Below are 18,777 nucleotides of genomic sequence, written 5' to 3'. Positions count from 1 at the left end.
AACGATCCGACTCCCCGAAGAGGCGTTTGTGACGGCAAATCTCTCAGAAACGCTGACGCTGCTCCTCATCGAGGACGACGACGGCGACGCTTTCCTCGTCGAAGAGCTGCTCAAGGAGGCCGAGGCGCCGCCGAGGATCTTCTGGGCCAAGAGCCTGCAGGAGGCCAAGGCCAAGCTGAACCCGAAGATCCAGTGTGTGCTGGTGGATCTCTCGCTGCCCGACGCCGACCGGCTGGAGGCTCTGGAAGAGGTGCTGGCGCTGGCGCCGCACGCCGCCGTGCTGGTGCTCACCGGGCTCAGGGACGCGCACATGGGCGTCGCCGCCGTACAGGCCGGTGCTCAGGACTACCTGATCAAGGGGGACACCGACGCGCGGCTGCTGGCCAGGGCCATCAGGTACGCGATGGAGCGCAAGCGGGCCGACCTGGCCCAGCTCCGGCTCGTCCAGGCTGAGCTGACGGCCAAGGAGAACGCCAGGCTGGAAAGCGCTCTGCTGCCCGACGCCCTGCTGCGTACCGATGCGATCGAGCACGTGACCCGCTACCTGCCGGGCAGCGGCGGGACGCTGGCCGGCGACTTCTTCGACACCGTCCAGACGCCGGACGGCGCGGTGCACGTCGTGGTCGGCGACGTGTGCGGGCACGGCCCCGACGAGGCCGCGCTCGGCGTGGCGCTGCGCATCGCCTGGCGCACGCTGGTGCTGGCCGGGCAGACGGGCGACACGCTGCTGCGTACGCTCGACGCGCTGCTGCGGGCCGAGCGCAAGGCCCCGGAGATCTTCACCACGCTCTGCATGGCCACGATCACCGCCGACCTGAGCCACGCCATGATGCGCGTGGTCGGCCACCCGCCGCCCGTGCTGGTGCGCGAGGGCGTCGTCGAGGTGGTGCACGACACCCCGTCTGGCCCGCCGCTCGGGATCTTCGCCGACGCGGAGTGGGCGGTGATCGACGTGCCGCTGGGCGAGGAGTGGTCGATGATGCTCTACACCGACGGCCTGATCGAGGCGACCGTGGGCGAGCGCGACGAGTTGCTCGGCGTGGACGGCCTGCTCGACCTCGTACGCGAGCACGGCGGCATAGACCTGGACCGGCTCATCACCCACGTGGGCACGCTGAGCGACGACCTCGCCGTGGTCCTGGTGCGGAGGAGGAGAGCATGAGCATCCACCCGCTGCCTCCCCCCAAGGAGCCGACCGGGCTCGGCCGGCTGCCCGTCGCCCGCTGGTTCCTGGTCATGGGCTCGGTGGCCGGGGTCGTGTTCCTGGCCGGGATCGTGGTCGCGATGATGATGAGCGCGCGCGCCCGCGAGCTGACGGAGCCGCCCGCCGTGGCCGCGCAGCTCGACCGGCTCAACATGGCCCTGATCGTGTTGTGCGCGGTGATGCTCGCGTTCGGCGCGGGGCTGGCGTTCATGGTCCGCTACGCCGTGCTGAAGCCGATCGACCAGCTCACCGAGCAGGTACGCGCGGTCGCCGCCGGGGACTTCGACCACGGCCTGCACGTCGACCGCCCGGCGGAGCTGGCCGAGTTGTCGAGCCACCTCGACTCCATGCGCGACCGCATCGTGTCGGCCTGGCGCGAGACCAGCGACCGGGCCGAGGAGCTGCGCAGGTCGAACAGCGAGCTGGAGCAGTTCGCCTACGTCGCCAGCCACGACCTCCAGGAGCCGCTGCGCAAGGTCGCCAGCTTCACCCAGATGCTGGAGCAGCGCTACGGCTCCGAGCTCGACGAGCGGGCCAGGCAGTACATCCACTACGCGGTCGACGGCGCCAAGCGCATGCAGCTGCTGATCAACGACCTGCTCGACTTCTCCAGGGTCGGCCGGATCACCGGTGAGAAGACCCCGATCGAGACCGGCGCGGCGCTGGACACGGCACTGGAGAACCTGTCGGCCACGATCGAGGACACCGAGGCCACGGTCACGAGGGACGACCTGCCGAAGGTCACGGGCAACCGGCTGCAGCTCACCCAGCTGTTCCAGAACCTGATCGAGAACGCCGTCAAGTTCCGCTCCGAGGAGCCGCCGCGCATCCACATCGGGGCGACGCGGAACGGCGCCATGTGGGAGTTCAGCTGCTCGGACAACGGCATCGGGGTCGAGCCGAAGTACGCCGACCGCATCTTCCTGATATTCCAGCGTCTCCATGCCCGTGACGTGTATCCAGGGACTGGCATCGGCCTGGCACTGTGCCGCAAGATCGTCGAGTATCACGGCGGACAGCTGTGGCTCGACGGCGGTACGGAGGGCCATGGTGCTACGTTCCGCTGGACGCTGCCCGCGGCTGGAGACGACGATGAATGACTGGCGCCCGATCGAGGTGCTCCTGGTGGAGGACGACCAGGGGGACATCCTGCTCACCAAGGAGGCGTTCGACTTCAACAAGGTGCGCAACCGGCTCAACGTGGTCAACGACGGCGAGCAGGCGATGGCGTACCTGCGCAGGGAGAACGACTTCGCCGAGGCGCCACGCCCGGACCTCATCCTGCTCGACCTCAACCTGCCCAGGATGAGCGGTCTGGAGGTGCTGGCCGAGGTCAAGGCCGACGCCGCGTTGCGGACGATCCCGGTGGTGATCCTGACGACATCCGAGGCGGAGGAGGACATCCTGCACAGCTACCGGCTGCACGCGAACGCGTACGTGTCCAAGCCGGTAGACTTTGAGCAATTTATCCGGGTTGTCCGGCAGATTGATGATTTTTTCGTAACGGTGGTTAAGTTGCCGGCGCAGGGGCAACGCACCTGACGGGCGTACGTGACAGGAATCACAGCCGGTCATCGAAATTGTGAGTGATCCCGCTCACAAATATCGATGCGGTCGTCGTAACGTATCCCCCACCAATGCGCGCCTGAGCGGATACCGCCCGCGCGCCCAGCAAAACGAAACCACGGACCCCCTGCGCGAAGGGTCCGCGGGAGGTGGAGAGGTCCCTGATGACCCAGACGACGCCCGACGCTCCGGTCAGAAGGCAGCGTGCGCAAGTCAAGGTGCGCACCCTGCGCACGGACAGATGGTGGCTGGTCCCGCTACTGACATTCCTCGGGCTCAGCTCGTTCCTTGTCTACGGCGTGTGGGCGATCATCGACAACAGCTTTTTCGTCGATCCCTACGTTGCGCCGTTCGCATCACCCTGCCTGGTGGAGGCGCTCTGCCCCCCGGGGGCGCGGTTGTTCGGCTGGGCGCCCATCGGCGACTGGTACACCCTGTCGCCGGGGCTGCTGATCCTCGGCCTGCCCGGTGGGTTCCGGCTGACCTGCTATTACTACCGCAAGTCCTACTATCGCTCGTTCTGGCTGTCGCCGCCGGCCTGCGCCGTACAGGAGCCGCACGGCAAGTACACCGGCGAGCGCCGCTTCCCGCTGATCATCCAGAACATCCACCGGTACTTCTTCTACGCGGCCATCGTCATCGGCCTCATCCTGGCCTACGACGCGGTCCTGGCGCTCATCCACAAGCCGCTCGGTCTGGGCACCTGGATCCTGATCGCGAACGCCGTCCTGATCAACGCCTACACGCTGTCGTGCCACTCCTGCAGGCACATCACGGCGGGCAGGCTCAACCACTTCTCCCGTCACCCGCTGCGGTATCGGGCCTGGACCTTCGTCTCCAAGCTCAACGCCAAGCACCAACCCCTCGCGTGGGCCTCGATGTTCTCCGTCATGGGCGCCGACCTGTACGTCCGCCTGGTGGCCAAGGGCCTCATCGCCTTCCCGTACGCGTAAGGACCAGCTTCAGTGGAAAACTCGCTTAACACAGAGCGTCACGAGTACGACGTCGTCGTCATCGGCGCGGGCGGCGCCGGCCTGCGGGCCGCGATCGAGGCCCGCCAGCAGGGCAAGAAGACGGCGATCGTGTGCAAGTCGCTGTTCGGCAAGGCGCACACCGTCATGGCCGAGGGCGGCGCGGCCGCCGCGATGGGCAACGTCAACCCCGACGACAACTGGATGGTGCACTTCCGTGACACCATGCGGGGCGGCAAGTTCCTCAACAACTGGCGGATGGCCGAGCTGCACGCCAAGGAGGCGCCCGACCGCGTCTGGGAGCTCGAGGCCTGGGGCGCGCTGTTCGACCGCACCAAGGACGGCAAGATCAGCCAGCGGAACTTCGGCGGGCACGAGTACCCGCGGCTCGCACACGTGGGCGACCGTACCGGGCTGGAGATGATCCGTACGCTGCAGCAGCGCGTCGTCGCGCTCCAGCAGGAGGACTACGAGACGCACGGCGACTACGAGGCCTACATCAAGGTCTTCGCCGAGTGTACGATCACGCGCCTGCTCAAAGACGGCGACAAGATCTCGGGCGCGTTCGGCTACTGGCGCGAGTCCGGAAATTTCGTGCTTTTCGATGCCCCGGCCGTGGTCCTGGCCACCGGCGGCATCGGCAAGTCGTACGTCGTCACCTCCAACTCCTGGGAGTACACCGGCGACGGCCACGCCCTGGCCCTGCTCGCCGGCGCGAAACTGATCAACATGGAGTTCATCCAGTTCCACCCCACCGGGATGGTCTGGCCGCCGTCCGTGCGCGGCATCCTCGTCACCGAGTCCGTACGCGGTGACGGCGGCGTGTTGCGCAACTCCGAGGGCAAGCGCTTCATGTTCGACTACATCCCCGAGGTGTTCAAGGACAAGTACGCCACCACGGAGGAGGAGGGCGACCGCTGGTACACCGACCAGGCCAACAACCGCCGCCCGCCGGAGCTGCTGCCGCGTGACGAGGTGGCCCGCGCGATCAACGCCGAGGTGAAGGCCGGTCGCGGCTCGCCCCAGGGCGGCGTCTTCCTGGACGTCTCGACCCGGCTGCCCGCCGAGGAGATCAAGAAGCGGCTGCCGTCGATGCACCACCAGTTCAAGGAGCTGGCCGACGTCGACATCACCGCCGAGCCCATGCAGGTGGGCCCGACCTGCCACTACATCATGGGCGGCGTCGAGGTGGACGCCGACAGCGGGGCCGCGGCCGTGCCGGGGCTGTTCGCGGCCGGCGAGGTCTCCGGCGGCATGCACGGCTCCAACCGGCTGGGCGGCAACTCGCTGTCCGACCTGCTGGTGTTCGGGCGCCGGGCGGGCGCGGGCGCGGCGGCGTACGTGGACGGGCTGGCCGCCAGGCCCAAGGTGGCGCAGGAGCTCGTGGACGAGGCACGCGAGGAGGCACTGGCGCCGCTGGGACGCACGGGCGAGAACCCGTACGAGGTCCACCACGAGCTCCAGCGGACCATGAACGACCTGGTCGGCATCATCCGCAAAGCCGGGGAGGTCTCCGAGGCCCTGGGGGTCGTGGAGAAGCTCAGGGAGCGCGTACAGCTGATCGGGGCGGCCGGATCCCGCATCTACAACCCCGGCTGGCACCTCGCGATCGACCTGCGCAACATGGTGCTGGTGTCGGAGTGCGTGGCCCGCGCCGCACTACTGCGCGAGGAGAGCCGCGGCGGGCACACCCGCGACGACTTCCCGGGGATGAATCCGGACTGGCGCCGCAAGCTGCTCGCCTGCTCCACCGAGGACGGCTCCGCCGTCCAGGTCGAGGAGAAGGTCCAGCCGTCCATGCGCGGCGACCTGATCACCCTTTTCGACCGGGACGAGCTGAACAAGTACCTCACCGACGAAGAGATGACCGAGTTCGACGGGATTTCGAAATGAGCTACAAGGCGAAGTTCAAGGTCTGGCGCGGTGAGGGCGGCGAGGGCAAGCTCGAGGACTTCACCGTCGAGGTCAACGAGGGCGAGGTCGTCCTCGACATCATCCACCGGCTCCAGGCCACCCAGGCGCCCGACCTGGCGGTGCGCTGGAACTGCAAGGCCGGCAAGTGCGGCTCGTGCAGCATGGAGATCAACGGCAAGCCGCGGCTGGGCTGCATGACCCGGATGTCCACCTTCGAGGAGGACGAGACCATCACGGTCACGCCGATGCGGACGTTCCCCGTCATCAAGGACCTGGTCACCGACGTCTCCTATAACTACCAGAAGGCCCGGGAGATCCCGTCGTTCACGCCGCCGGCCAACGTCCGGCCCGGCGAATTCCGGATGAAGCAGGTCGATGTCGAGCGCTCCCAGGAGTTCCGCAAGTGCATCGAATGCTTCATGTGCAACAACATCTGCCACGTGATCCGCGACCACGAGGAGAACAAGACCAACTTCTCCGGTCCCCGCTTCCTCATGCGGATCGCGGAGCTGGACATGCATCCGTACGACGTGGCGGACCGCCAGGAGGCGGCCCAGGAGGAGCACGGCCTCGGCTACTGCAACATCACCAAGTGCTGCACCGAGGTCTGCCCGGAGCACATCAAGATCACCGACAACGCGCTGATCCCGATGAAGGAGCGCGTGGTGGACCGGAAGTACGACCCGCTGGTGTGGCTGGGCAACAAGATCTTCAAGCGTGCCAAGTAGGTCTCTGAACGCGAAGAAGGGGGCTGGGATCCGGTGGATCCCAGCCCCCTTTCGTGTTACTTCTTGCGGCCCCAGCGCTTGCGCTTGGAGTCCGGCATCTCCTTGGTGGGCTCGGAACCGCTCTCCTCCTGCTGATACATCTGAGGCGGCAGCGGCTGGACGGTGGTCGCGTCCTCGTCGGCCGGCACGTAGGGAGGCGGCTCGTAATCCCCTGGACCGCCTTCATCCCGTGGACCGCCGTTGAGGAGATCCTTCGCGGCCGGATCGAACAGCGACGGGCCCGTGGGCTGCCAGGGCTCCGAGTCGCCCGACTCCGCCGACGAGGCCGGGCCGAACGGATGCTCCTGGCCAGCGCTCTCGAAGGGGCTCGCGCCGCCCGGCGGAATGTCCGTCGGCGGGATCACCGGCTCGAACGGGTCGCGGTACTCGGGCTCCTTGGGCGGCGGCTCGTGACTGTAGGAGTCGAACTCGTCCGGGTGCAGCACCACGGGCTCCGACGGGGGCTCAGGTGCGGACCCCTGGTGCGGGTACGGGTAACCCGGTTCCTGGTAGACGGCGCCGTACTGGACCTGGCCGCTCGGATAGGTCTGCACGGGGACGAAGCTGATGATCGGCGCGTACGCCGTGCCGCCCGGATACCCGGGGGCCGGGAAGCCCGCCGTGGCATAACCGGGACCCGCGGGGTAACCCGCACCCGGGAGCGGCGCGTCGGGGCGGCCCATTTGGGGCCCCGCCTTGCGCACGGCCGCCGCGTGGGCCATCCGGCGCAGCCGTCCCTCGAAGATCAGGACGGCGAAGAGGGCGAGCAGGACCAGCACCAGCGCGGGGATGCTGAGCTTCTGCGTCAGCGTCCGCTGGTCGAACTCCGGCGCCGCCTGACGCAACTCCAGGATCGCCTCCGACGAGGCGGACTGCGTCTCGCTCGGCAGCGCGGTGGCGACCGTCTCGGTGGGCGCGACGGTCGGCATCTGGACGGACGACTCGGTGGTCGGGGTGCTGGAGGGCACCTCGGCGCTCTGCGAGGGCAGCGGCTGGAGGTTCTGCGAGGTGGTGTTCTGCGGAGTGCTCGACGGGGGTGTGGTGGTCTTCGTCGGCGTCGGGGACTTGGTCTTCTTCGTCGGAGAGGCGGTGACGGTCTTGGTGATCGTCGTCTCGGGCACGTCCGTGGGCGTGCCCGTCACGGTCTCCGTCACAGTGGTCTGTGGCGTGGTGTCGCACACGTCCCCGACGTCGCAGGGCTCGACCGGCGGGTCGTACGCCACCGCGGACGCGCTCGCGCTCTGCACGATGAACGGTGTCGCTCCGGCGCCGGCCAGGCCAAGCGCCAGGACGATTGCAGACACGGCTGTCGCTCGCCTGCGTGCCACCGGTGCCCTCCGCGTAGTCCCAGATCCATGGTCAAGGGAATACTAGCCGGGTAAAAGTAACAGTAAAGACGGTATTACAACACCTTTCTACCTTTACGGCCCCGTTGTACCGTGCCAATCCACCACAGGGCCCCCAGGAGCACTCCGATCCCCCCGGCGACCACCGGCAACCCCTTGGGCCCTTCCAACGGGCTCGCCCCTCCGGCCGGCCGGACCATCCGCTTCGCGGACGCGGCCACCTCCCACGGCAACGGCGCGATCCCCCGCGCCGCCTCCGCATCGAGCGGCGCCGGCACGCTGGGCGCACTCCCTGCCGCGGGCGCGCCGGCCATGGTCCCGGCCTCGGGTACGCCGGGCGTGCCCACGGCCTCAGGTGCACCGGTGAGGGCCTGCGGGGACACGGCGGGAAGGGTTTGCTGCGGCGCGGCCCGAGGCAACGTCAGGCCACCGCTGTCCGCCACCCCAGCCGACTCCTGCCCCGCCAACCCGGTCCCGGCGGACTCGGCCCCAGCAGACCCGATCCCGGTGGACCCGGTTCCAGCGGACCCGGCGCCAGCCGACTGGCTGACCTTCGCGGCCTGTGCCCCTGCGCTGTTGCCGTGCTTGGGCTGCACGCGGACCGCCTGGCCGGTGAACGTCGCCGCCTCACCTGTAACCGCGCCCCTGACCCGGCTGACGGCGGTCTTGCTCATGGTCGTCAGCCCGTCGCCTGAGGCGCTCCGCATCCTGGCGGCCGCCGCGAGCACCACCTTCTTCGCCCCCGCCGGCGCGGTCAGCGTCACGTCCACGGCTTGCTCCCCGGAGACGTTCCCCAGCGTGCACACCCGCGTTCCCGGCATGACGGTGCTGGTGAACGCGGGGGTGCCCACAACGGCCAGCGCATGCACGGCCAGCGCCCCAGCCGCAGCCGTGGCACCGCCGACCCTCGCCCCGCCCGCTGCCGCCCCGCTCGCGACGGACCCGCTCCCAGCCGAGCCGATCGCGCTCAACGGAGCCGTTTTCGCCGCCCCGGCTGTGACGGCAGCGCCCATCCCAGTCGCAGGCGCGGCACCCGTCGCCCCGGTCGCGGCGGTCGCGGCGGTCGCTGAAGGAGCCGCTGCGGCCGCGCTCGCCGGAGCGGGGGTCGCCGCCGGGCGAGTGGCCCGCGACGGCGCGCACGCCACCTCCGACAGCGCCTCCACCGGGCTGGCGGCCACCGCCACCTTCGCCCCCTTGGCCATCCCGTTCAACCGCACCCGGAACCGCTGCGTGTCCCCGGTCCTGACCCACTTACCCGCGCCGTCCGACCCGTTGACCCGCTCCAGCACCAGCGACACCCCGGCCGCCGCCACGGGCACGGAGGGGACCGCCGCCAGGATCAGGGCCCCGGCGATGATCCAGCCACGACGCATCACGTCCACTCCCCCACTGCGACATATCACACGTAGTAACCAGTATGTCACAGAGAGAGATGTCCTAATCCCGCTGGAGCAGATTCTCCACGGTCTTCATGATGGGCAGATCGCCCGCGAGCCACTCGACGTCGTAGTACTCGCCGGGCCCCAGCCACCGCAGCGACAGATGCTCCTTGGCCTCCGGAGTGCCCGAGGCCAAGGAGCACAGCCAGACGCGCAGGACGTACCCCTCGGACAGGGGCCAGTCACCGCCGACCCGCGCCCCGACCGCGACCTGCACCCCGAGCTCCTCGCGGCACTCCCGGACCAGCGCCGCCACCTCGCTCTCGCCGGGATCGACCTTCCCGCCGGGGAACTCCCAGCCGCCGGCCAGGGAGGCGGGCTCGGCGCGCTGGGCGGCGAGCACCCGGCCGCCAGGGGCGACGATCACCGCGGCCACGACCACGATCGCGCTCATATGTTGAGAATCCTCATAGGGACGAATTCTGCAGCTTCTTGAGCTGGTCGAGCACGTCGGGGTTCTGCATGGGACGGGTGAAGCCCACGCGGTTGCCGCGGGCCTGGTAGCTCGTGACCTTGATCGGACCGCACAACCGGCACCGCGCCTCCAGCATCTTGCCCTTCGCCACGACCAGCCCGACGTGCCCAGGGCTGGCGGCGGAGGTGCCCGGGCCGGCGTTGAAGAACACCAGGTCCCCCGGCTGCTCCTCGCCGTCTAAAATCTTCGCCCCGAACGGCCACTGCCCGAACGTCGTACGGGGAATCAACAGCCCGGCCGAACGGTATGCGGCATAGATGACCCCCGAGCAGTCGAACGAGTCGGGCCCCGTCCCACCCCACAGGTACGGCTTGCCGCGCTGCGCCAGCGCATACTGGAGGATCTTGGCCACGACGTCGCTGGGCGCGGCCTCCACCAGGGGGTCGTCGCACTCCTCCGAGGCCTGCGGCGGCACCTTGACGTCACCGGACTTGGCGTATTTCCTGGCGATCTCCTCGACCTGATCGACGTACCACCAGGCCCGGTTGTAGACGAACAGCGCATCCCGGACGTTCTCGGGGGCGCCGTTGCGCTTGAGCATCTTGGCGGCGCCGAGGATGGCGTCGGCCGGGTTGTAGACGTCGGCCACGCCGTCGCCGTCGCCGTCCGAGGCGTACCCGTTGAACTGCGACGACATCGGGATCCGGGCCTTGCCGCCCCAGGTGGAGATGAGGAACTGCATCGGCCCCGCCGCGCCCGCGGAGTTGGTGCCGCTCTTGACGCCGGGCAGGCTGGACCGGCCGTGGTCGGTCTCGCGCTTGCCGACGGCGGCCAGGATGTTCCACTGGACGCCGATCTTCTTGCCGTATTCCTGGTACAGGTCCAGGTATTCGGCGGGGATGTCGGAGGTGCCCGATTCCGAGACCTCCTCCACCTGAGTGGTGTCCGCGCAGTCGACGGAGGTGCTTCCGTCGGTGATGAAGGACGGTATCGAGATCAGCAACATCGGCGACACGATGACCGCCACCAGCAGTAGCGCCCCTGCCAAGCCGATCAGCAGGGCGAGGCGCGCTCGTGAGAGTCTCACCCCGTCGTGTCCCCGTCCTGGCCCTCGGTCGCCGGCAGCACCTCGAAGATCCGCCAGTCGGCCCCGAGCTGGCTCACCGTGACCGCGAGCTCCTCCGTGAGCAGCTTGTCGCCGCTCTTGGCGGTGACCTGCCTGGTCGCGGTGACCACGAAGACGATGGAGGTCTTCTCGATCTGCCTGATCTCCTTCAGCTTGGCCGTGGCCGTGGAGACGATCTGGTCGTTGCGGTTCTGGTCGACGGTGCCCGCCGAGGTGATGGTCCTGGTCAGGATGTTGCCGAGCTCGGCCGTCGTGTACGCCTTCACCCGGGCCGCGTAGGCCGCGGGATCCTCGTCGTACCTGAACGTGCCGTACACGGCGGTGAACCGTTCGGCCAGGTCCGCCGCCGCGGCGAGCTGCTCCTTCTTCATCGGCAGGTAGGAGTAGACGTCGAACGGCGCCGCGCTCGCGGTCGCCAGCGGCCTGCTGGACGCGGCGGGCGCGCTGGCGACCCGGGTCTCCTGCGGCGGGGGCGCGGGCTCCTCTCCGGAGTCCGGCCACATCGTCAGGTAGATGCCGACGGCGGCGATGACCACCACGATGGCGGCGAAGGCCACCCCGCGCCTGTCACCTGGCTGCGCCATGTTCAGTCCTTGTCGGGGTTGTTCGGCTTGAGCCAGAACGGCACGGAGGGGTTGTCACCTCCGGAGCCGCCGCCGTTGCGGCTGCTGCGCAGCCAGAGCGGTGGCGCCTCGGAGGTGCGGGACGACGGCTCGTCGGAGCCGAAGATCCGGGGACCGGGCGAGGTGCCGCCGCCGGACCTGGGAGCGCCGTTCGACCGGGCCCCGCCTGATCGGGACCCCCCGCCGAACAGCCCGCCACCGGAGCCGCCACCCGACCCACCGCCTGAGCCGCCGCCGAACAGCCCGCCGCCGGACCCGCCGCGCGAACGCGAGCCGCCCGACCGCGAGCCGCCGGTACCACCGAACCTCGACCCTCGCGACCCGCCAGAGCCGCCGCGCGAGCCTGCCGACGAGCCGCCACGCGAGGCCCAGCCACCGCCGGACCGTCCGCCGAACCAGCCGCCTGCCGAGCCAGAGCCACCCGAACCGCCGGAGCCACCCGCACTACCCGAGCCGGACGCGCTGGCCATCCGAGGGCCGCCCCCGGCGCCGCGCGTGCGGGTGGGCGTGCCGCTCAGGTTGAGCGGCGGCGCCGTGCCCCTGCGCGGCTCCAGCGGCGGCCGGCCGGCCGCCCTGCCGCCCTGCTGGTCGGTGTCGAGCGGCGCCGCCGTGGCCGGGATCCTGGCGCCCGAGGGAGCGCCTTCGCCTTCCTCGCCGCGGACCCGGGCCTGACCGGTGGCCGCCACCGCCGCCGCTCCCGCCGGGTTGGCCACGCCCGCCGCCCTGATGAGCGGCTCGGCCTTGCGCAGGCCCCAGCGGCCGATCCTGGCCTGGGCGACCGGCGGCAACACGCCCGCCGACCGTTCGAGCACCGACGAGCTCGCGGCCTCGCCGAGCATGCGGGTGGCGACCGTGTGGCCGCTCATCGAGGCGAACAGGTGCTGGAACGGCCGCCGGTAGAAGAACACCGCGATCGTCAGCAGGGCCATGAACAGCACCTGCAGCCCCCATGGCATGGCCGTGGAGATGATCAGGGCGTACCCGTACACGAGGACGCTCAGCACGAGCGTCAGCACGGCCTGCCTGAGCAGCGTGCCGATGAGCATCTCCACCCAGCGCATGGCCACGATCCGGCCGCTGCCCGGATGTACGCCGATCAGCAGGAACACCGGGCCGAGGATCAGCAACAGCAGGAAGCCGACCTTCAGCACCAGCAGCGAGACCGCCACCAGGAAGATGAGCGTGCCCGCCACCAGGGCCGCGATGAACGCGCCGACGGCCACGCCGAGTCTGTTGGACCAGTCCCTGCCGGAGAAGACGGTGTAGCGGGGGTCGTTCCTGAGCTTGTCGGCCAGCGAGGCGTATTCGGACTGGCGGGCCCCCACGTCGGGAGCCGGCTGGCCGGCGGTCACCGGCGGGATCGACTGGATCTCCAGCACCTTGCGACCCCAGTCGCGCACGATCGGCTGCTGCGGGTCGGCGGTGCCGAACAGGCCCACCAGCCACGGCTTGCAGACCAGCGTGGACCACAGCGCGTCGGCGTTCTGGTCGACGCCCGGCGTGCCGGTCTGGGCGTAGCCGCCCGCCTTGACCTGCGGGCTGGCCTCACCGGGCGGCGGCAGGCAGGAGGCCCCGCCCGCGCCGGGCAGGCCGGAGAAGGCGGAGTTGACGACCTCGCCGGTCTTGTCGGTCACGACCTTGCCCAGGCCGGTGAAGTCGCCGGGCCTGCTGAAGAACCACACCGCCACGGTGACCGCCAGGACCATCCAGATCACGCCCTCGGCGGTCGTGGTGGCCCGCTTGCGGATCAGCCCGTACCAGGCCAGCCAGATCGCGCCGAGGATCACGATCGGGCGCAGGTACGGCCAGTACATGGCGTTGGACAGGTTCGTGATGATGTCGTCGACCACGTCCTTGATCGACTGGAGCGGTCCTTCTGTCGCCGCGGCCTGGTACGTGGTGATCGTCAGCCGGTCGACGGCCTTGGCCGCGGTGAAGACGCCGTTGGCCCACATGTTGCCGAGCACGGCGACGTAGTCGGAGCAGCCCAGTTCGTGGGTGTGCCAGAACTGGCCGCTCATCCCGAACTGGGCGTAGTTGGTGGTCGCCGCCGGCGCCCCGCCCTCGGGGGGCGGCGGCTGGATCAGGCCGTCGGTGCCTCCGCCGACCATCTCGGGTGCGAGCGGGCCCGACAGGTCACACGGGGCCGCGGCGACCGGCGCCGACACCCCGCCCACGACGATCGGCACCACGAGGATGCCGGTGACGAACGCGAGAGCCAGCGCGAGTCGTCGGGATAGCCGGATCTTCATGACCGTACCTCCTGCGCTCTGCCCACGCCCCCTTGAAGATCATCATGCCCGGCGCCGTCGGGTTTGTCGTGTGTTGGGTTCGTGTCCAGCCAGCGGAGCAGTTCCTCGGAGATCAGGTCTACTCCGATGCGCCCCGCCCTGCCATCCAGATCGCGGAATACGCATTCGCCGTTGCCGAGTGAGCGCAGCGCGGCCTTGTGCTCTTCCGACGACTCCACCCCGAGCAGGGACATGACGTGGTCCACTTCCACCCGTTCGGTGGACCTGAACGCGAAGACGGACGAGAGGCAGTTGGTCACCTGCTCGTTCAGCAGGTCTCCCGCGTTCTGCGAGACCAGCACGAGAGCGGTGTTGCGGGAGCGGCCCATCCGGCTGACCTCGGGCACCAGCTTGGCGCCCTCGGGCGTGGAGGTGATCGCCCATGCCTCGTCCAGGAAGATCGCCTTGGGGGCGCGCCGGTCGAGGCCGTTCATCAGCCTGCGCGCGAACTGGGACACCAGGTAGAGCAGCGCCACCGACAGCCGCTGCTCGTAGGAGTAGTCGTCCCTGGTCGTGGCCACGTCGGGGAGCGTCAGCCCGCCCAGCGTGAACACGGTCGTCCACCCCTCGGTGTCGATCTGGTCGCCGCCAGAGGGGTCGAAGCAGAGCGTCGCCAGGTGCATCTCCGACATGGAGCGCAACACGGCGCCCAGGTTCTTCGAGGCGGGGTCGTCGGCCTGCTCCAGGAAGTCGACGACCTTGCCGAGCGAGGGGTCGGGGGCGTTGGACACCGCGGCCACCGCCTGGATCATCGCCGACTCGCGCTCCTCCGACATGCGGGGCAGCAGCAGCCGCAGCGTCTCGGTGGCCATGGTCTTCTTGGCCGCGATGTCGTCGCCGAACGAGAACGGGTCGAGCAGCCCCGGAGCGGCCGAGCCGAGCGGGATGATCCTGGCCTTGCGGCCCCGCTTGTCCAGCAGTTGCACGAGCGACTCCGCGTCGCCCTTCGGGTCGATCACCGCGACCGTCACGCCCCTCAGCGCCATCTGGTAGATCATCAGCAGCGCCAGCGTGGTCTTGCCGCCGCCTGGCTCGCCGGTGATCGCGATGGCGGTCGGCCGGTTGCGGGTGGCCGCCACCAGCGGGTCGAAGTGCACGATGCTGCGGGCCCTGCCGACGGTCTCGCCGATGTACGGGCCCAGCCAGCCCTCGTTGCCGTCGTCCAGCCGGTCGCCGAGATCGACGGTGGCGGTGGCCATGCCGCCCGCGATCGTACGCAGGGGCTGGCGCTGGGCGTAGGCGTTGAGGCGTACCTTCTCGCCCGGCAGCGCCTCGCAGAACAGCGAGAACTGGTCGCCCGTCGAGTTGACCACGTCGATGCCCATGTCGCGGAAGTGCTCGACGACCGCCTCGACCCGCTGCACGCAGATGTCCTCGTTCGGGGCCGACACGATCAGGCGGTGCCAGCCGTACACGAAGGGCAGCCGCTCCTTGGTGATGCCGTGCTCCAGCATGCGGGCCGCGTCGATCTGCTCGGCCAGCGCCAGCGGCGCCTCCGCGCCGGCCTCGCGGATGTGGTGGTCCATGTCACGGGCGTGCGCCAGCTTGCGCGCCACGTCCTTGGACGCCTTGACCGGCGGGATCAGCCGCATCCTCGACGAGATCTCCACCGGGAAGGCGAGCTGGTCGGCGAAGTGCATCCACGGCTCACCGTCCGGGAACGGCATGAGGTCGGGGAAGCGCGCGAACGACAGGTAGGCCACGTACGAGTCCCCCTGCGGCTGCACGATCCGCAGCAGCGACCTCCCGTTGTGGATCTCGCCCTCGACCAGTGACTCGATCTCGCCCCTGCCCCAGCGCCGCTTCGGGCTGGCCGACGGCGGCGGGTCGCCGAGCGCGCCCGCGGCCGCGTGCTGGAACAACCACGCCACCTCGACGGAGGTGGCGTGCCTGGCGTAGAGAGCGCTTGACGCGAGCGCTCGGCCGAGGCGTTCCGCCTGCTCGGTCCACCGCCCGATCTCGCTGTCGGGTACGTGGTCGTCCTCCATGCCGAGCGCCCTCTCGGTCTTCTGGTAGAAGCCGAGGAGCTGGGAGAGCACGCCGCTGCCGAGCTGCTTGCCGCGCGGTCCGAGCCGGACGCCGAGGTAGACCTCCTTGGACCAGAAGTCCTTCGCCCAGACGTGCCGGTACATCTCCTCCAGATAGTCGCGCCAGCCAGGCCCCTCGTCGGAGGTGGCGTTGAGCGCCATGGCCCACTCCGCGGCCGGGTAGGTGCGGTGCGCCACCCGCAGGTGGACCTCGGCGTCGGGCATCCTGATCGCGGCCAGCGCGATCGTGATGTTGGTGGCCAGCGCCTCGCGCTCCTCAGGCGTGACGAACTCGTAGCTGACCGTCGGGAGGCGGAAGTACGCCCATGCGCAGGTGTCTGTGAGCAGGATGCGGTCGTCGAAATAGCGGACCGCGAGGCGCTGGTGCGCTCGGGACGCCCTGCTCATGCCGCCCCCTCGGCGCATGAACGGGCCAGACCTGCTCGCTTGTTCACTTATCGCTCACCGATTCTCGTGCCCGGGGGGTCACTCGCCAACTCCTCTTCGCTCGGTCGTACGGTCTGTGCCGCAAAGCCCGCGACCACGACACCGGCGAGGGCGAGGTAGGCCCGCCGCCCGGCCGCGCGCAACAGCCCCGGGTCGACGACCTCGGCGCCGTCGGGCGCGAGATCGTCCTCCCAGGGGACCCTGACGATGGCCCGGCACCTGCCGCTGGCCACCGACTCCGCCTGCTCGACGTCGGCCATCGAACGCCTGCTCACGCCGTTGACCACCATGACCGCACGCCTGCGCAGCTCCGCGCAGCCGTGCCCGTCGAGCCACTCGTACGTCATCGCCACCGCCTCGGACGCCTCCTCGCTCGCCGGGACCACCAGCACGAGCTGGTCCGCGTACGGCAGGATCCTGGCCGCCAGCGCCGCGGCCGGGTCGATGACGGCCAGCTTGTAGTGGCGGTCGAGCAGCCGCATCGACGCGCCCAGCCGGTGGTCGGAGAAGAGCGACCGGTCCGCCAGCCGCTGCTCGGCGCCCGCGTCGGTGTCCGCGCTGATCACCTCCAGCCCCGAGGCAGTCCGGGTGGTGTAGCCGCGCATGGTGAGATAGCCGCTGACCCGGTCGAGCCCGGACAGCAGCGAGGTGAGGGTCTCGGGGGTCTCCGGCTGGATCTTGCTGGTCAGGGTGCTGCCGCCGGTGTTGGCGTCGACGGCCACGACCCTGTCGTCGCGGTAATTGGCGAAGGTGTGGCCGAGCATCAGCGCCGTGGTGCTCTGACCCGCGCCGCCGGTGCAGCCGAGGACGACGACCCTCCTGCTTCCGCTGAACACGCCGCGGGCCCTGGCCTCGTCGATCTCGGACCCGTCGGTCCGCACCCCGCCACCGCCGACGACCACCTGCGCGATCCGCCGCCACCCGCCGGAGTCGCGTCCCACCACGGACTCGACCCTGCGCACCCGGCCTTCACCCGGCCTGGGAACGGGCACGGGCGCCACGAACTCGTCGTCCACGCCGGGCCTCGGCGTCATCCGGTCGCCGAGGGTCAGGGCGTGCCGGGCGTCACTCGCACCCGGCCCCGACGCGACGCGGTCGTCGCCCGCACCCGGTCCAGGCGCGACACGATCGCCTACGTCGCCCGGCCGCTGCGGGACGGTGTGCTCCGAGTCGTCGTGGCCCGCTGCCTGCTTGCCCGCCGGAACGTCGTGCGCCGCCGCCTGCTTGCCCGGGAGCTCGTCCGGCGCCTGCGAGGCCGCGCCCGATGGCACGTCGCCCGGCCGGGTCGGTCCCTGCGGGCCGGTGGCGCCTGGACCTGCGGTAGCGCTGGGGGAGGCCTCGTCGCGGTCCTCCGTCCGGTCGCTCCTGGCAGGGCGGGGCAGGGGCTTGGCGTCCGGGTTGAGCGGCGGCCAGACCCGCTGCGTGCCCGATAGCACCAGCGCCGGGCCCAGCCGGGGCGGCTGCCCCTTCCTGTGCTGGTCTCGCGCGACCTCGTCCTCGCGCCGCTCCCCGCCGCGCCGATCATCGTCGGAACGATCGGACCGGCCCGCTGGCTCGGCCGGCGCGTCGGCGCTCGCCGCGAGCCTCCTCAGCCGCCGCAGCGCCTCGGTGTCGATCGGCTTGCCCGCCACGGGCTTGCGGCTCTCCCCCGTCCTGATCGGCACGACCGCCCCACGCGCGACCTCCGCCTCACCGGCCGATCCACTCCCCGCGCTTTCCTGGGCCGCGGTCTCCTGAGCGGCGCTCGGCCCGTGGGCAACTCGCCGTCCGGCGGCGGCCTCCGAGTCCGTGATCTGACCGGCGGCGATCTCCCGGCTCGCGGTTTCCCGGGCGGCGGCGTCTCGATCGGAGCGGCGTCGGTCGCCGATCCCCGTAGGCTTCCTGCCCGACTCGCGCTCGACCGATGCGATCGTGGCGGCGTCATCGGTCAGCGGCGCCCCCTGACGGCGTCCAGGGCCGCCTGAGAGCCCTTCCTCGCGCCGTACCGGCCCAGAAGTGGTCTCCGGTGCCGGGGACGGGGCCGCCTGGCGTACCCGGGATGTGAGGGCGGGCGCCGTGCCGCGGCGGGTGCCCCAGCCGGTGCGGGTGGTCGCCGGGTCGGCGACGGGGGCCTGCGCGGCCGCGGCCGCCGCGGCGGCGACCGCCGGGCGGACCTGGCGGGGACCGGTGATCCGCTGGCCCTCGCGCTTGCGCTGCGGCTGGCGCGCCTTGCGCGGCGCCTTCGACTTGGCCCGCGCCGGAGTGGTGCGCCAGACGCGGCCGGAGAACGTGATCGTCTCGGGCTCGGACAGGGGCGCGAGGCGGTACCAGGCCTTCGGCTGGCCGAGGTAGCGAAGGTGGGACTCCAGCAGCTCGGTAAGTCGTTTGCCCTCGATGACGGGACGGGTGGACAACCACGTCACGATCCCGGGCGGCACCAGGAACAGCACGTGCCACGGCATCGCCACCGGCACGCCGACCAGGACCAGCAGGAGCGACCACGGCACGAACACCCCTACGAACACGCCGATCCAGACGATGGGCAGCGGCATCGGCAGCCGTAGGTCGTACAGCTTGTAGAGCCGCTTCTCTATCCGCCAGATGTTCGTATACGTGGGCAGGTCCACGCGGTCCTCCTCTCCACCCGCTCGTACATGACCGC

Annotated in this window: 14 protein-coding genes; 6 read left to right on the top strand and 8 right to left on the bottom strand. The window is 70.3% G+C overall.

Annotation, left to right across the window (positions count from 1 at the left end; translation table 11 throughout):
• Positions 1-28: 28 nt before the first annotated feature.
• The 6 genes from ACFLIM_RS12280 to ACFLIM_RS12255 all read left to right on the top strand — a co-directional run bounded on the left by ACFLIM_RS12280 (position 29) and on the right by ACFLIM_RS12255 (position 6,383).
• Entirely contained in the window at positions 29-1,162 is a 1,134-nt protein-coding gene (locus ACFLIM_RS12280; protein WP_393164634.1) for a PP2C family protein-serine/threonine phosphatase, read from the top strand.
• Positions 1,159-2,304: a sensor histidine kinase gene (locus ACFLIM_RS12275; protein ID WP_393164633.1), complete on the top strand. Its 1,146-nt coding sequence runs from the start codon at positions 1,159-1,161 to the stop codon at positions 2,302-2,304. The genes ACFLIM_RS12280 and ACFLIM_RS12275 overlap by 4 nt, the downstream gene beginning before the upstream one ends.
• A complete protein-coding gene (locus ACFLIM_RS12270; protein WP_393164632.1) occupies positions 2,297-2,746 on the top strand; it encodes a response regulator in 450 nt (149 codons plus the stop codon). The genes ACFLIM_RS12275 and ACFLIM_RS12270 overlap by 8 nt, the downstream gene beginning before the upstream one ends.
• 188 nt (positions 2,747-2,934) lie before the next feature.
• Complete coding sequence (locus tag ACFLIM_RS12265) at positions 2,935-3,723, top strand: hypothetical protein (protein ID WP_393164631.1); 789 nt, start codon at positions 2,935-2,937, stop codon at positions 3,721-3,723.
• Between the two features lie 12 nt (positions 3,724-3,735).
• Entirely contained in the window at positions 3,736-5,634 is a 1,899-nt protein-coding gene (locus tag ACFLIM_RS12260) for a fumarate reductase/succinate dehydrogenase flavoprotein subunit (protein WP_393164630.1), read from the top strand.
• The gene (locus tag ACFLIM_RS12255; protein ID WP_393164629.1) at positions 5,631-6,383 is read left to right on the top strand and encodes a succinate dehydrogenase/fumarate reductase iron-sulfur subunit; all 753 of its coding nucleotides are present in this window, start codon (positions 5,631-5,633) and stop codon (positions 6,381-6,383) included. The genes ACFLIM_RS12260 and ACFLIM_RS12255 overlap by 4 nt, the downstream gene beginning before the upstream one ends.
• A gap of 56 nt (positions 6,384-6,439) precedes the next feature.
• Here ACFLIM_RS12255 and ACFLIM_RS12250 read toward each other — a convergent pair whose 3' ends face one another.
• From ACFLIM_RS12250 to ACFLIM_RS12215, 8 genes are all read right to left on the bottom strand, one after another.
• A complete protein-coding gene (locus ACFLIM_RS12250) occupies positions 6,440-7,726 on the bottom strand; it encodes a hypothetical protein (protein WP_393164628.1) in 1,287 nt (428 codons plus the stop codon).
• A 98-nt stretch (positions 7,727-7,824) separates the two neighbouring features.
• Positions 7,825-9,144 carry a hypothetical protein gene (locus ACFLIM_RS12245; protein WP_393164627.1) on the bottom strand — a complete coding sequence of 440 codons (1,320 nt, stop codon included), beginning with the start codon at positions 9,142-9,144 and terminating at the stop codon, positions 7,825-7,827.
• Between the two features lie 61 nt (positions 9,145-9,205).
• A complete protein-coding gene (locus tag ACFLIM_RS12240) occupies positions 9,206-9,601 on the bottom strand; it encodes a (deoxy)nucleoside triphosphate pyrophosphohydrolase (protein WP_393164626.1) in 396 nt (131 codons plus the stop codon).
• 13 nt (positions 9,602-9,614) lie between these two features.
• Positions 9,615-10,709 (bottom strand): C40 family peptidase, encoded by a 1,095-nt coding sequence (locus ACFLIM_RS12235; RefSeq protein WP_393164625.1) that lies wholly within the window; start codon positions 10,707-10,709, stop codon positions 9,615-9,617.
• A complete protein-coding gene (locus ACFLIM_RS12230; RefSeq protein ID WP_393164624.1) occupies positions 10,706-11,332 on the bottom strand; it encodes a hypothetical protein in 627 nt (208 codons plus the stop codon). Before ACFLIM_RS12230 ends, ACFLIM_RS12235 begins: the two co-directional genes overlap by 4 nt.
• A gap of 2 nt (positions 11,333-11,334) precedes the next feature.
• Entirely contained in the window at positions 11,335-13,623 is a 2,289-nt protein-coding gene (locus tag ACFLIM_RS12225; RefSeq protein WP_393164623.1) for a type IV secretion system protein, read from the bottom strand.
• Positions 13,620-16,097, bottom strand: a complete 2,478-nt coding sequence (locus ACFLIM_RS12220; RefSeq protein WP_393164622.1) for an ATP-binding protein — start codon at positions 16,095-16,097, stop codon at positions 13,620-13,622. The genes ACFLIM_RS12225 and ACFLIM_RS12220 overlap by 4 nt, the downstream gene beginning before the upstream one ends.
• A 47-nt stretch (positions 16,098-16,144) precedes the next feature.
• Positions 16,145-18,742 carry a TcpE family conjugal transfer membrane protein gene (locus ACFLIM_RS12215; protein WP_393164621.1) on the bottom strand — a complete coding sequence of 866 codons (2,598 nt, stop codon included), beginning with the start codon at positions 18,740-18,742 and terminating at the stop codon, positions 16,145-16,147.
• Between the last annotated feature and the right edge of the window lie 35 nt (positions 18,743-18,777).

This window comes from Nonomuraea marmarensis (assembly GCF_043197025.1).
Taxonomy (GTDB): domain Bacteria; phylum Actinomycetota; class Actinomycetes; order Streptosporangiales; family Streptosporangiaceae; genus Nonomuraea; species Nonomuraea marmarensis.
The sequence above is the reverse complement of the archived record's forward strand: the minus strand, read 5'-3'. Positions and strand labels throughout refer to the sequence as shown.

What these genes read in the sequence shown, in the direction of transcription:
- ACFLIM_RS12220 (WP_393164622.1), bottom strand. Translation starts at nt 16,097, where the DNA reads ATGAGCAGGGCGTCCCGAGCGCACCAGCGCCTCGCGGTCCGCTATTTC.
- ACFLIM_RS12230 (WP_393164624.1), bottom strand. Translation starts at nt 11,332, where the DNA reads ATGGCGCAGCCAGGTGACAGGCGCGGGGTGGCCTTCGCCGCCATCGTG.
- ACFLIM_RS12225 (WP_393164623.1), bottom strand. Translation starts at nt 13,623, where the DNA reads ATGAAGATCCGGCTATCCCGACGACTCGCGCTGGCTCTCGCGTTCGTC.
- ACFLIM_RS12240 (WP_393164626.1), bottom strand. Translation starts at nt 9,601, where the DNA reads ATGAGCGCGATCGTGGTCGTGGCCGCGGTGATCGTCGCCCCTGGCGGC.
- ACFLIM_RS12265 (WP_393164631.1), top strand. Translation starts at nt 2,935, where the DNA reads ATGACCCAGACGACGCCCGACGCTCCGGTCAGAAGGCAGCGTGCGCAA.
- ACFLIM_RS12255 (WP_393164629.1), top strand. Translation starts at nt 5,631, where the DNA reads ATGAGCTACAAGGCGAAGTTCAAGGTCTGGCGCGGTGAGGGCGGCGAG.
- ACFLIM_RS12275 (WP_393164633.1), top strand. Translation starts at nt 1,159, where the DNA reads ATGAGCATCCACCCGCTGCCTCCCCCCAAGGAGCCGACCGGGCTCGGC.
- ACFLIM_RS12270 (WP_393164632.1), top strand. Translation starts at nt 2,297, where the DNA reads ATGAATGACTGGCGCCCGATCGAGGTGCTCCTGGTGGAGGACGACCAG.